This window comes from Nevskia sp. (assembly GCF_021732705.1).
Lineage (GTDB): Bacteria > Pseudomonadota > Gammaproteobacteria > Nevskiales > Nevskiaceae > Nevskia.
This window is the reverse complement of record NZ_JAKFUM010000011.1, coordinates 148,590-162,408: the sequence shown is the minus strand read 5'-3', so window position 1 is coordinate 162,408 and position 13,819 is coordinate 148,590. Positions and strand designations below refer to the sequence as shown.

Annotated in this window: 13 protein-coding genes; all 13 read left to right on the top strand. The window is 67.9% G+C overall.

The genetic code is table 11. The annotated features are described in order from the left end of the window. The 13 genes from QZ951_RS14680 (at position 1) to rpoN (ending at position 13,779) form a co-directional block, all read left to right on the top strand. Complete coding sequence (locus QZ951_RS14680; protein ID WP_293001821.1) at positions 1–1,125, top strand: flagellar basal body P-ring protein FlgI; 1,125 nt, start codon at positions 1–3, stop codon at positions 1,123–1,125. Continuing rightward, positions 1,125–2,120: a flagellar assembly peptidoglycan hydrolase FlgJ gene (gene flgJ / locus QZ951_RS14675; protein ID WP_293001819.1), complete on the top strand. Its 996-nt coding sequence runs from the start codon at positions 1,125–1,127 to the stop codon at positions 2,118–2,120. The genes QZ951_RS14680 and flgJ overlap by 1 nt, the downstream gene beginning before the upstream one ends. A 2-nt stretch (positions 2,121–2,122) precedes the next feature. After that, the gene (gene flgK / locus QZ951_RS14670) at positions 2,123–4,006 is read left to right on the top strand and encodes a flagellar hook-associated protein FlgK (protein ID WP_293001817.1); all 1,884 of its coding nucleotides are present in this window, start codon (positions 2,123–2,125) and stop codon (positions 4,004–4,006) included. A gap of 25 nt (positions 4,007–4,031) precedes the next feature. Next, a complete protein-coding gene (flgL, locus tag QZ951_RS14665) occupies positions 4,032–5,228 on the top strand; it encodes a flagellar hook-associated protein FlgL (RefSeq protein WP_293001815.1) in 1,197 nt (398 codons plus the stop codon). Positions 5,229–5,437: 209 nt separating this feature from the next. Continuing rightward, positions 5,438–6,589, top strand: a complete 1,152-nt coding sequence (locus QZ951_RS14660) for a flagellin (RefSeq protein WP_293001813.1) — start codon at positions 5,438–5,440, stop codon at positions 6,587–6,589. Positions 6,590–6,668: 79 nt separating this feature from the next. After that, positions 6,669–7,052, top strand: coding sequence for a flagellar protein FlaG (locus QZ951_RS14655; protein ID WP_293001811.1), 384 nt, complete (start codon positions 6,669–6,671; stop codon positions 7,050–7,052). Between the two features lie 13 nt (positions 7,053–7,065). Beyond that, entirely contained in the window at positions 7,066–8,397 is a 1,332-nt protein-coding gene (gene fliD, locus QZ951_RS14650) for a flagellar filament capping protein FliD (RefSeq protein ID WP_293001809.1), read from the top strand. 107 nt (positions 8,398–8,504) lie between these two features. Then, positions 8,505–8,906: a flagellar export chaperone FliS gene (gene fliS / locus QZ951_RS14645; RefSeq protein ID WP_293001807.1), complete on the top strand. Its 402-nt coding sequence runs from the start codon at positions 8,505–8,507 to the stop codon at positions 8,904–8,906. A 161-nt stretch (positions 8,907–9,067) separates the two neighbouring features. After that, positions 9,068–9,253, top strand: a complete 186-nt coding sequence (locus tag QZ951_RS14640) for a DUF1843 domain-containing protein (RefSeq protein ID WP_293001805.1) — start codon at positions 9,068–9,070, stop codon at positions 9,251–9,253. A gap of 1 nt (position 9,254) precedes the next feature. Next, positions 9,255–10,694 carry a radical SAM protein gene (locus QZ951_RS14635; RefSeq protein WP_293001803.1) on the top strand — a complete coding sequence of 480 codons (1,440 nt, stop codon included), beginning with the start codon at positions 9,255–9,257 and terminating at the stop codon, positions 10,692–10,694. 73 nt (positions 10,695–10,767) lie between these two features. Further along, the gene (locus QZ951_RS14630) at positions 10,768–11,331 is read left to right on the top strand and encodes a PilZ domain-containing protein (protein ID WP_293001801.1); all 564 of its coding nucleotides are present in this window, start codon (positions 10,768–10,770) and stop codon (positions 11,329–11,331) included. A 110-nt stretch (positions 11,332–11,441) separates the two neighbouring features. Beyond that, positions 11,442–12,077, top strand: a complete 636-nt coding sequence (locus tag QZ951_RS14625) for a response regulator transcription factor (protein ID WP_293001799.1) — start codon at positions 11,442–11,444, stop codon at positions 12,075–12,077. A gap of 223 nt (positions 12,078–12,300) precedes the next feature. Continuing rightward, positions 12,301–13,779, top strand: coding sequence for an RNA polymerase factor sigma-54 (gene rpoN, locus QZ951_RS14620; protein ID WP_293001797.1), 1,479 nt, complete (start codon positions 12,301–12,303; stop codon positions 13,777–13,779). Positions 13,780–13,819 lie beyond the last annotated feature (40 nt).

The window sequence follows — 13,819 nt, the reverse complement described above, 5'->3', positions numbered from 1 at the left end:
ATGAACTCGATGCGCGTGATGTTCCATGTCATTGCCGGGCTGCTGCTGATGCTGGTGATCGCCTGTGTCAGCGTGGCCCACGCCGAGCGCGTGAAGGATCTCGCGAGCGTGGCCGGCGTGCGCTCGAACCCGCTGGTCGGCTACGGCCTCGTCGTCGGCCTCGACGGCACCGGTGACCAGACCTCGCAGGCGCCGTTCACCGTGCAGAGCCTGAAGGCGATGCTCGCGCAACTCGGCGTCACCATCCCGCCGGGCGTCAATCCGCAGCTGAAGAATGTCGCGGCCGTGGCGATCAACGCCGAACTGCCGCCGTTCGCCAAGCCCGGCCAGCAGATCGACATCACCGTGTCGTCGATCGCGAACTCCGGCTCGCTGCGCGGCGGTACCTTGCTGATGGCGCCGCTGAAGGGCGCCGACGGCCAGATCTACGCCATCGCCCAGGGCAACATCGTGGTCGGCGGTCTCGGCATCTCGGCGAAGGATGGCTCGCGGGTGTCGGTCAACATTCCGAGCGCCGGCCGCATTCCGAATGGCGCCACGGTCGAGCGCGCGGTGCCGGTCACCTTCGGCGCGTCGCCGGACCTGCGGCTGGACCTGCACACGGCCGACTTCACCACCGCCACGCGGCTCGCCGCCGGCATCAACGCCGCGCTCGGCGGCAGTCAGGCCAAGGCGGTCGATCCGGTGACCGTGGCGGTGGAAGCGCCGGCCGATCCGAATGCCCGCGTCGCGTTCCTGTCGCAGTTGGAGAACATCGACATCACGCCGGCCGATGGCCCGGCGCGGGTCATCGTCAACGCCCGCACCGGCACCGTGGTGATCTCGAGCCTCGTGCGCGTGCTGCCGGCGGCGGTGTCGCACGGCAGTCTCAGCGTCACGATCAGCGAGAAGCCGGAGGTCAGCCAGCCGGGGCCGTTCTCGAAAGGCGAGACCACGGTGGTGCCGCGGTCGCAGATCGAGGTGACCTCGAATGCCGGCCCGGCGTTCGTGTTCGATGGCGGCACCAATCTCGACGACATCGTCCGCGCGATCAATCAGGTCGGCGCGGCGCCGGGTGATCTGGTGGCGATCCTCGAAGCGCTGCGCGAAGCCGGCGCGCTGCGCGCCGAGCTGGTGATCATCTGATGGCCGCGCAAGGCCCGCTGCTGCCGGGATCGACGGCCCCGTCGACGACGGCCGCCAACACCAGCGACTTCGGCCAGTTCGCGAAGCTGCGGGCCGGCGCCCGCGACCACAATCCGGACACCATCCGGCAGGTCGCGCGGCAGTTCGAGAGCCTGTTCACGCAGATGCTGCTGAAGGCCTCGCACAGCGAGGATTCGAGCCACAACGACCTGCTCGGCGGGACCTCGAGCGACACCTATCGCGACATCTACGACCAGCAGATGGCCGCACAACTGTCGTCCGGCAAGGGTCTGGGTCTGGCGGAGCTGCTGACCCGGCAGCTGCAGGGCCTCGCGGCCGCGCCGGAGATGTCGGCGGAGGACATCGCCACGCTGCGCAAGCCGGACAGCGGCGCCTTGGCCTTGCCGGCCGCGGCGCATCCGGCGGCCGTGCAGTCGAATGGCGCCGGAAAAGCGTCGCCGGCGGCGGCGACGTCGGCGTCGGCCGATGCCTTCGTCGACGAGATCACGCCGCATGCCGAGCGCGCGGCGAAGGAACTCGGCGTGCCGGCCCGCGTGCTCGTCGCGCAGGCCGCGCTCGAAACCGGCTGGGGCCAGAAAAGCATCCGGAATGCCGACGGCAGCAACAGCCACAACCTCTTCGGCATCAAGGCCGACAAGGCCTGGACCGGCGCCAGCACGTCGACCACGACGCATGAGTATCGCAACGGCGAAAAGACGTCCGAGCAGGCCGCGTTCCGCTCGTATGGTTCGGTCGGCGAGGCTTTCGACGACTACGTGCGCTTCGTCAAGGACAACCCGCGCTACGCCGCCGCGCTCCGGCATGGCGGCGACGGCAGCCGTTACGCACAAGGCTTGCAGAAGGCCGGTTATGCAACCGACCCGGCCTACGCGAGCAAGATCGCCCGCATCGCCTATGGCCGCACGATGACGGCGTCGCTCGACGTGACGCCGGCTGCGGCTCTCGCCTCGGCCACCAGAACCTGGGAGACCTGAGCATGGGTGACATTCTCGGCATCGGCATCTCGGCCCTGCTCGCCAACCGCAGCGGGCTCGATGTCACCGGCCACAACATCGCCAACGCCAATACCGAGGGCTATTCGCGGCAGCGGATCGACCTCAGCTCGCGCATCGGCGCCGTCACCGGTTACGGCTTCGCCGGCGCCGGGGTCAACGTCCGCTCGGTCACGCGGCTCAGCGACCAGTTCGTGTTCGGCCGCGAACTCAGCGGCAGCTCGGCCTTGTCTCGCGTCGCGGCGTTCACCACCGAAGCGAAGCGCACCGACACGCTGCTGTCCGATGCCGCGACCGGCCTCGGCGCGCCGCTGAACAGCTTTTTCGACAGCGTGTCGGTGCTGGCGACCAATCCGTCGTCGACCGCGACGCGACAGGCCGTGGTCGGTGCCGCCAATGCGCTGGCCGGCCGCTTCAACGACCTTCAGGCCCAGCTCGACACCAACGAGCGCGCGATCAACGCCCAGATCGGCCAGACCGTCACCGAGATCAACAACTACGCGACCAGCATCGCGCAGCTCAACGACCGCATCGCGCAGGCCATCGGCTCGTCGGGTGGCAAGCCGCCGAATGACCTGATCGACCAGCGCGATCAGGCCGTGCGCGATCTGTCGACCCGCGTGTCGGTCACCACGGTGACGCAGGACAACGGCGCGCTGAATGTCTTCGTCGCCAATGGCCAGAGTCTGGTCGTCGGCACCACGGTCAGTGCCCTCGGCACGGTGCAGAACGAGTTCGATTCCGGCCGCACCGAAGTGACGGTGAAGGGCGGGGCGGTGATCAGCGGCCAGCTCGGCGGCGGCTCGCTCGGCGGCCTGTTCGACGCCCGGCGCGAAGTGATCGACCCGGCGCGCGAGAAGCTCGGCCGCATCGCGATCTCGCTGTCGGAAGCGGTCAATGCCCAGCAGGCCCGGGGCGTGGACCAGAACGGCAACTTCGGCCAGCCGCTGTTCACGCCGCTGGCCGGCGTGGCACCGGCCTCGGTCAAGAACACCGGCACGGCGACGGTCACCGTCGGCTTCAGCGACGCCACGCAGCTCGATGGCCGCCAGTACCAGCTCAGCTACAACGGCAGCGCCTACACCCTGACCGATGCCGGCAGCGGTGCCAGCGTGCCGTTCACCGGCACCGGCACGGCCGCCGATCCGTTCGTCGCCAAGGGCCTGTCGCTGACGGTGACACAAGGCGCGCAGGCCGGCGACAAGTTCCTGGTGCAGCCGGGCCGCCGCGCGGCCGGGCAATTGAAGGTGGCCATCGACAGCCCGACCCAGTTGGCTGCCGCCGCGCCGATCAAGGCCGCGGCCACCGTCGGCAACACCGGCACCGGCACGATCACGCCGGGCGAGGTGGTCGACGTCAGCAACCCGAACCTGCGCACGCCGACGACGATCCAGTTCACCAGCGCCACGACCTACACGGTCAACGGCACCGGCAGCTACAGCTACACCGCCGGCAGCGCGATCACCATCAACGGCGCGAAGGTCGCGATCAGCGGTGCGCCGGCCAGCGGCGACAGCTTCACGCTCGGCCCGGTCGCCGCCAACAGCGGCGATGACCGCAATGCCCGCCTGCTGGCCGGTGTCGCGAACAAGGCGCTGCTCGATGGCGGACTGAACACGCTGACCAGTGCCAACGGACAGCTCGTGCAGCAGGTCGGCAGCCAGGCGCAGACCGCGCAGCTGCAGCTCGATGCCCAGACTTCGCTCGCGGCGCAGACCACCAGCGAGCGCAACTCGCTGAGCGGCGTGAACCTCGACGAGGAAGCGGCGGACCTGCTGCGCTTCCAGCAGGCCTATCAGGCCGCAGCCCAGATCATTTCGGTGGCCAGCACGGTGTTCGATTCGCTGCTCGCCGCCACCCGTCGCTAACGATTCATCCTGAGGGAGAGAGACGATGCGAGTCTCGACCGCCGATTTCTATCGCCAGAGCATCTCGTCGCTGCAGCGTCAGCAATCGCTGGCGCTGGCGACGCAGAACCAGTTGTCGTCCGGTCAGAAGCTGCTGACCGCATCGGACGATCCGACCGGCGCCGCGCACGGCCTGTCGCTCGATCAGGCGTTCAGCGCCAATGGCCGCTACGCCGAGAACACCAAGGCCGTCAGCGAACGGCTGGGGCTGGAAGAGAACGCGCTGGGCGGCGTCACCGAAACACTGAATCGCGTGCGCGAGCGCACGCTTCAGGGCAACAGCGGCACCTTGAGCGATTCCGATCGCAAGACCATCGCGGCCGATCTGCGGCAGTCGCTGGAACAGTTGCAGACCTATGCCAATGCCACCGATGGCGAGGGCCGCTACCTGTTCGCCGGCAGCAACGACGCCACCGCGCCGTTTTCGCTGACCACGAGCGGGACCGTGTTCACCGGCGACGACGTGATCCGCCAGGTGCAGATCGGCCCGAACCGAGCGGTGCAGTCCAGCGATGGCGGCGCCGACGTGTTCCTGCGCCACAAGTCCGGCAACGGCACGTTCAGCATCGCCGCCGATGCCGGCAACACCGGCAGCGCCACGATCGCGTCGAGCAAGGTGTCGAACGCCGCGGCCTACGACGGCGGCAGCTATTCGGTCAGCTTCGCCGGCGGCAATTACGCGGTGACCGATGCCAGCAACACCGTCATCGCCAGCGGCGCCTACACGCCCGGCACCAGCATCCGCTTCAACGGTGTCGATCTGACCTTCACCGGCCCGCCGGCCAATGGCGACCGCTTCAGCGTCGGCCCGAGCGCGCAGAAGGACGTGTTCCAGACCATTCGCGATCTCGCGGCGCTGTTCGACACGCCGACCGCGAACAGCCCCGCGCAGCGCGCGCAGGTGCAGACCGGCGTGCTCGAGAACCTGAGCGCGCTGGAAGGCGCGCAGAACCGTGTGGCCGACATCCGCGCCTCGCTCGGGGCGCGGCTGGTGGCGGCGGACGACTCCGCCAACCAGCTCGGCGCGCAGAGCGTGCAGATCCAGGCGGCACTGTCGGGCCTGCGCGACATCGACTACGCCGAAGCCACCGGCCGCCTGAACCAGCAACTGACCGGACTGCAAGCGGCGCAGCAGTCCTTCGCGAAGATCCAGAATCTGAGTCTGTTCAATTACTTGCGCTGAATCGGCGAGCTTTCGCGGCGCCTGCCGCTGCTCCGCCGGACACGACCGTTCGTCCCGACCACGCTGAGATCAATCAAGTTTTTCCGGCACCGACCGCTACACCCATCAGAGCAGCAAGCAGCACCGAAACAACCCCTCATTCCCGAAAGCCCGCCGCACCCTCGACACGGTCCTGAGCCTGCCGAGACCTTCCATCCAGGAGAATTGTCATGACCGCAGTCATCAACACCAACGTGGCGTCTCTGAACGCGCAGCGCAACCTGTCGTCGTCCCAGAGCACGCTGAACACCTCGCTTCAGCGCCTGTCGTCGGGCCTGCGCATCAACAGCGCCAAGGACGACGCCGCCGGCCTCGCGATTGCCGATCGCTTCACCTCGCAGATCCGCGGCCTCGACGTCGCCTCGCGCAATGCCAACGATGGCATCTCGCTGGCGCAGACGGCGGAAGGCGCCCTCGGCGAAGTCACTAGCAACCTGCAGCGCGTCCGTGAACTGGCCGTGCAGTCGGCCAACGCCTCGAACAGCTCGACCGACCGCGCCGCGCTGAACACCGAAGCGACGCAGCTGCTGTCGGAAGTCGATCGCGTGGCCAACCAGACCAAGTTCAACGGCGTCAGCTTGATCGACGGCAGCTTCACCTCGGCCGTGTTCCAGGTCGGCGCGAACTCCGGTGAAACGATCACGATCAGCTCGCTGGTCGATGCCAACACCGCCGCGCTCGGCTCGGTCACCTCGGCTTCGGCCCAGTCGGCCGCCGTCACCGGCATCAGCAGCCTGACCGCGGTCGGCGCCGGTGCGCTGACCATCAACGGCACGGACGTCGGTGCCGGCATCGGTGCCGCGGGCACGGCGCAGCAGCGCGTGGCGCAGGTCGTCGACGCGATCAACAACTACTCGACCACCACCGGCGTCAACGCGGCGTTCGACACGGCCACCAACAAGATCGTGCTGAGCTCGGAGGCGACGATCACCGTCGGCGGCACCGATGACGGCACCGCCACCGGCTTCGATGGCGCCACCGGCATCACCGGCACCGCCGCGACCACCACCGGTCTGACCTCGCTCGATCTGTCGAGCTACGCCGGCGCTTCGCTCGCGATCAAGCAGATCGACTCGGCCCTCGGTCAGGTCAACACCGCTCGCGCCACGCTCGGTGCGATCCAGAACCGCTTCAGCTCGGTGGTCTCGAACATCGCTTCGACCTCGGAAAACCTGTCGGCTTCGCGCAGCCGCATCCAGGATGCCGACTTCGCGAAGGAAACGGCCCAGCTGACCCGTGGCCAGATCCTGCAGCAGGCCGGCACCGCGATCCTGTCGCAGGCCAACTCGGCTCCGCAGAGCGTCCTGAGCCTGCTTCGTTAAGGGCAGGTCCGGCAGTCGCGCTTCAGGCCTGATCGGGGACTGACGCGCGGCTGCCGGGCTTTCTTCAGAGGGTCCGCACATGTCTCTGAACACCACATCGGCGGTCACGGCGATCCCGGCAAATGCTGTCGTGGATCGCTTTGCCGTTCCCGTCTACACGCCCGTCGGCGGCGCGGTGGCGCAGGCTGCCACGCCGCAGATCGATCAGCCGCCGGCCACGGCCGCCACCGACGCCGCCGCACCGCCGGTGCAGCTGGCCAACGCGGTCGATTCGCTGAACCAGAAGTTCAAGGACAGCCGTACCGACCTGCGCTTCACCGTCGATCAGGACAGCGGCCGCACGATCGTCTCGGTGGTGACCGAGGACGGCACCGTGATCCGCCAGATTCCGGGCGACGAAGTGCTGCGCATCGCCAAGGCGCTGGACAAGGCGCTCGGCACCTTGATCGAACGCACGGCCTGACGGAGAAAACCTCATGGCAGCAGTCACTTCCGCCGGCATCGGCTCCGGGCTCGACGTCACCGCGATCGTGTCGCAACTGGTCGCGGCCGAACGCGGTCCGGCCGATCAGCGCATTGCCACGGCGACGTCGAAGGCGCAGTCGAGCATTTCCTCGCTGGCCAGTTTCCGTTCGGCGATCGCCAATCTGCAGACGGCGGCCAAGGCGCTGCTGCCCGGCACCGGCGGCAACGCCAGTGCGCTCGGCAAGCTGACCGCGACGGCGGCCGAAACCACGCGTTTCTCGGCCACTGCGGCGAACAGCGCCGTGGCCGGCAACTACTCGATCGAGGTCGTGTCGCTGGCGGCGGCATCGAAGCGGGCTTCCAGCCTGTTCACCAGCAGTTCGGCCACGGTCGGCAATGGCGATGTCACGATCGCCGTCGGCAGCAAGTCGTTCACCGTGTCGCTGGCCGATGGCGCCAATTCCCTCGCCGATCTCCGCGACAAGATCAATGCCTCCAGCGACAACCCGGGCGTCGGCGCGGCGATCGTTTCCGACGCCGGTGGCGCCCGCCTGCTGCTGACCAGCCGCTCGACCGGCACGGCGAACGCGGTATCGGTGACGACGTCGCTGTTCACCACGACCGAGTCGCAGCCGGCGGCCGATGCCGTGGTCAAGGTCGATGGCTTCACCACGACCAGCAGCAGCAACCAGGTCACCGGTGCCGTCGATGGCCTGACCCTGAACCTGACCAAGGCCGAGCCCGGCGTCACCACGGCGCTCGCGGTGTCACTGGACGGTACCGCCTCGCAGACGGCGGTGGCGGCGTTCGTCAACGCGTACAACAACCTCGCGCGCTTCGTTGCCGCGCAGACCAAGTTCGATCCGGCCAGCAGGACCGGCGGCGTGCTGCTGGGCGATACCACCGTGCTGTCGGCCAGCCAGCAGCTGCGCGGCATCATCGGCGGCACCGCGACCAGCGCCGGCGCCTACCAGACGCTGTCCTCGGTCGGCATCACGTCGTCCGCGACCGATGGCACGCTGAGCGCCGATTCGAGCAAGTTCTCGAAGGCGCTGGTCACCGATTTCACCTCGGTGCAGAAGCTGTTCGCCGGGACTGACGGCATCGCCACCCGGATCGATACCCTGGCCAAGACATTGCTGGCCGATGGTGGCCAGCTCGCCGCGAAGACCGATGGCCTGAATGCGCGGATCAAGGATCTGGGCAAGCAGCAGATCGCCGTCGATACCCGGATCTCGGCCTATCAGGCGCGGACGCTGAAGCAGTTCAACTCGCTGGATTCGCTGCTGTCGAAGCTGCAGTCGACCAGCAGCTACCTGACCCAGCAGCTCGCGCGGCTGTAGCGGCAAGGGCCGCAATGCCGCCGTTCGCGGCCGACGGACGACGCTGAATTCGCTCAAGTTTTCGGACGGATCGCCGCTAAGCCGGGTACGCAAACGAGGAGCAGACCATGGCTTACACCAGCAACGCCGCGATGAACCAGTACCGCCAGACCGGTGCGGCCGCGGCGAGTGTCGAGACCGATCCGAAGAAGCTGATCGAGATGCTGCTCGGCGGTGCGATCGATCGTCTGGCCTATGCCCGCGGCGCCATGATCCGCAAGGAACGCGAAGCCAAGCATCACTACATCACCGCCGCGATCTCGATCATCGAACACCTGCGCGTGGTGCTCGATCTCAAGGCGGGCGGGGCGCTCGCGCGCAACCTGATGAGCCTGTACGACTACATGCTGGCGCGTCTGCCGGCCGCCAATCTCGCCGACGACACCCAGGGCATCGATGAAGTGATCGGCCTGCTGCGCGACATCAAGAGCGCCTGGGACGTGATCCCGTCCGGTAGCCAGCGGCACTGACGCCGCCCCGGCGACGGACGCCTCCCGGTCGCCGGCATTGACGAAAATCATTGAACCGTCACCCGGGACGATTCGATCATCACCTCAGCCCTTTGCAACGGAACCGGTCGCGAGCCGCGAGGCCCGTGATCTTCTCGAAGCAACTGGAGGAGGGAAAAACGATGGCTCGAAAGACAGTAGTGCTGTACGGCATCCCGACGGGCGAAGCGATCAAGAAGGGCGATCTCGAAGAGATGAAGGCCCTGCTGGCCGGTGGCGAGGCCTGGCTGGCGCAGGTCGCCGAAGTGGAGGCGAGCGTCAAGAAGCTGAAGGCCGAGATCAAGAAGCGCTCGAAGCCCGCCAGCTGACGTGGGCAGCCACGGCGACGCCGAAGCGTTCGGCGTCAGCCCCCGACATCGAACCGATCGCGATGATCGCGACTGCATTCCGGTGCATGTCGTCTGGGAGCTGACGCTCGCCTGCAATCTCAAGTGCGGCCATTGCGGATCGCGTGCGGGACGGCGTCGACCGTCCGAACTGACCACCGAAGAAGCGCTGGCCGTCGTCGATTCGATGGCCGCGCTCGGCACGCGCGAGCTGACCGTCATCGGCGGCGAAGCCTATCTGCGGCGCGACTGGACCGAGATCATCGCCCGCGCGACGGGGCACGGCATCTACGTCGGCCTGCAGACCGGCGGCCGGGCGCTGACACCGGCGCGTCTGCAGGCGGGCATCGACGCGGGTCTGAAGCAGATCGGCGTGTCGGTCGATGGCCTCGAGGCGCTGCATGACCGGCTGCGCGGCGTGAACGGATCGTGGCGCGCCGCCATCGACGTGCTGCACCGGGCACGGGCCGGCGGCGTGCGGACCTCGGTCAACACCAACATCGGCCCCGAAACCATCGCGCAACTGCCGGCGCTGCTGGACGTGCTGGCCAAGGCCGGCATCAGCAACTGGCTGGCGATGATCACGGTCGCGATGGGCAATGCCGTGGACCATCCCGAATGGCTGCTGCAGCCGTACCAGATGGACGACGTGATGCGCCAGCTGGCGGCCCTGCACGAACCGGCGCGCGCGGCGGGCATCCTGCTGAAGCCGGGCAACAACGTCGGCTACTTCGGGCCGTACGAACACCTGTGGGCCGACGATCGCGATGCCGACAGCGACGAGTTCGCCGGCTGCTCGGCCGGCCACACGCTGATCGGCCTCGAAGCCGATGGCACGGTCAAGGGCTGCCCGTCGCTGGCCACGCAGGATTTTGCCGGCGGCAACATCCGCGATGGCTCGCTCGAAGCGGTCTGGCGGCGCGCGGCCGGCAGCGGCGCGCTGCGACCGTCGCCCGACCTCTGGGGGCATTGCGGCAGCTGCTACTACGCGCAAGCCTGCGGCGCCGGCTGCACCTGGACCGCTCACGGCGTGCTCGGGCGGCCCGGCAACAATCCGTACTGTCACCACCGCGTGCTGAAGCTGCGGGCGGAAGGGCGACGCGAGCGCATCGTCAAGCTGCAGGACGCCGGGCCGGCCTCGTTCTCGGTCGGCCGCTTCGCGTTGATCGAGGAGACGCTGGACGGCTCGCCGCTGCCCGCAAGCGAGCCCGCCGCCGCGGTGCCGCTGCGCCGCGACCGTCCGCTGGTGCTCGATCTGTGTCGCGGCTGCCAGCAGTACGTGCATCAGGGCACCTTGCAGTGCCCGTTCTGCGGCGGGGATGTTCCGGCGCTGCGCGAAGCCCATGCCGGCAGCCGGGCGGAATTGCGCCGGACGATGGACGATCTGCGACAACGGCTCGGCATCGGCGAGACGGCGCGTTGACGGCCTGCCGGTCGCGGCACGGGCGCGCAAGTTGCAAAGCCCGGAGTCATTGCCGGAGAGGCCTTCGTTCCCGATGACTGCCCACGATCATTCCGCGGCGCCGCTGATCGGTGCCCCAAGCTACGAGGCGGCGCTGAAGCTGGCCTGGACGCCGCTGTCGGCAGCCGTCGGCGGGCTGCGGCGCGAGCGGTACAACGACGACAACCTGCGCGTGCTGGCCGCCGTCGCCGTGCTCGATGAAACCCGGGCACCGGCGGCCAGCGACGAGGCCAGCGCGCTGGATGCCGAGATCGGTCGCCTGAACCAGAAGCTCAATCTGGTGATCGATCTGCTGGGCTTTCTGGTCGCGCAGCAGTCGTCGGTCGAAGCGCCGTCCCGGGTGCGTCTGTCGTGGCAGGGTGCGGTCTTCATCGGCCAGCAGCCGCTCGGCGAGAGCGGCTTGCTGAGCCTGCACCTGCATCGCGGCGTGCCGCAGCCGTTTGTCTGGCCGGCGCGCATCAGCCATGTCGACGGCGAGGACCGGCATGCGCGCTTCGAGCCGTTCGGCGATGCCCTGCAGACGGCGCTGGAGCGGCACGTGTTCCTGCACCATCGACGCGAAGTGGCCGGCACGCGGCGATCGCCCGGCGTCGGCTGAGGCGCGCCGAACCTGCAGGTTCCGCTGCCGGCCGTGGTCACCGTGCGGCGTCTCTGCACTAGACTTCGGCTTGCTCGCGGTTCGCCGCTCCGCCCTGAAGCCCGCTGCCGATGCGCCTCGTCCTTGCCGATCCCCAGCCTCTTGTCCGCGCCGGCATTCGTCGGCTGTGCGAGGCGATTCCGGGGCACGAGGTGCTGGCCGAGACCGGTGACGGCCAGCAACTGCTGGAACTGGTCGCGCGGCAGCAGCCGGAGCTGGCACTGATCGAGCTGACCCTGCCGACGCTGAACGGCATCGACGCCCTGCAGCAGATCCGCCGTCACTATCCGTCGACGATGGTGATGATCCTGTCGGCGCGCAGCGAGGCCTCGCAGGTGCGCGCGGCGCTGAAGGCCGGCGCCGTCGGCTATCTGTCGAAGCAGGGCGAGGCGGTGGAACTGGACCTCGCGCTGCGCGCCGTGGCCAAGCGCCAGACCTATCTGAGCCCGAGCATCTCGCACACCATCGTCGGCACGCGGAAGTCGGCCCGCGCCGAAGACAGCATCGTGCTGCCACGCCGGCAGCAGCAGGTGCTGCAGCTGATTGCCCGCGGCAAGTCGACCAAGGAGATCGCGCAGCTGATGGGCATCTCGACCAAGACCGTCGAGACCCATCGCGCCCGGATGATGGACACGCTGGGTCTGTACGGCACCAACGCGCTGATGCGCTACGCGATCCGCACCGGTCTGGAAGGCGCGGAAAGCTGAGCGTTTGGGCGTTCGCGGCACGATCGAGAAAGCGTGCCGTTCACGCCGCCCGAATCTTGCAGCAGGACCGGCGAGGGCAATTTCCGGACCAGCGGTAAGGCCTCCGTTCAGGTTTTGAAACATGTCAGGATTCGCCTGACAAGCAGTCAGGAATAAACTGATTGGGCGACTTCCCGCTTTCGCTGACGATGCTTCCACGGGATCACTCACGGGGAGCGCGTCAATGAAGCCAGCAGCGAGAATGGGAATGTCACAAGGCGTTGCAATGACGCCGCAACTCCTTCAATCCATTAAACTTTTGCAGCTCTCAGCGATCGAGCTGGAGCAGGAAGTGGAAGCTGCGCTGGAAGGCAATGTGCTGCTCGAACGCGATGAGGACACCACCCCGACAACGGCTGGCGCCGAAGCCCCGCTTCCCGAGCTGATCGAACACACGACCAGCCTTGCGGAGTCTACCGAAGTGCCGGTCAGCGGCTGCGACGAAGCCGCCGGCGATCGCGTCGATGCCGATTTCGACTGGTCGAGCGCCGAGTCCTGGTCCGGCGGCGAGCCGACCGAAGACGGCGAGCCGATCGAAGCCCGCCGCGCCGCTGCCCCGATCGAGGACGCGCGCGTCTCCGCGCTGAGCCAGCTGGAACTGATGATCGCATCGCGCCGCGAGTGGCAGCTGGCCGTCGCGATCATCGAGCATGTCGACGACAACGGCTATCTCGAAACCGCTCTCGAACAGATCCTCGCGACGCTGCCGCCGGAATGGCAGGTGACGCTGGACGAACTCGACGCGGCGCTGACCACGGTGCAGAGCGTCGAGCCGACCGGCTTCGCTGCCCGCAACCTGCGCGAATGCCTGCTGCTGCAGCTCGACGCGGTCAAGGCCGGCACGCCGGGCAAGAACCTCGCGGAAACGCTGGTGGCCGATCATCTGGATCGCGTCGCTGCCCGTGATTTCGTCAACCTGCGCAGCGAACTGGGCGCCACCGAAGCGAAGATGATCGCGGCGATGGACCTGATCCGCACGCTGGACCCGAAGCCGGGCGCTTCACGCACCGAGCCGGCACAGGCCGTCGTGCCGGACCTGATCGTCAGCGGTGTTGCCGGCGCCTGGAAGGTCGAGCTGAATCCGGTGAACCTGCCGAAGCTGCGCATCAATGGCCAGTACGAGCGGATGATGAGCGGTACCGCCGGCGGCCATCGCGGCCTGAAGGATCAGCTGCAGCAGGCGCGCTGGCTGGTGCGCGGCCTGGAAATGCGGCACGAAACGCTGCTGAAGACCGCCCGCGTGGTGTTCGAGCGCCAGCGCGATTTCTTGCGCCGCGGCGAGGAAGGAATGATGCCGCTGACCCTGCGCGAAGTGGCGGACGCCATCGCCATGCACGAGTCGACGGTATGCCGCGTGACCTCGAACAAGTTCGTGCAGACGCCGTGGGGCGTGTACCCGATGAAGGCGTTCTTCCCGAGCCAGATCCAGGGCGCGGAAAGCGAAACCTCGGGCATCGCGGTACGGGCGATGATTCGCCGGATCGTCGATGGCGAGAAGGCCGGCGCACCGCTGTGCGACGGGGCGATCGCCGCTATTCTTGCGCGCAACGGCGTGCTGATCGCCCGCCGCACGATTGCCAAGTACCGTGAAGCCATGAAAATTGCACCGGCCAAGGAACGCAAGCTGCTGGCGGCCCGCGTTCCGCTCAGAATGGCGAGCTGATCGGAGCCGGAAATGCGTCACCGCCGTTCGACGATCGCAC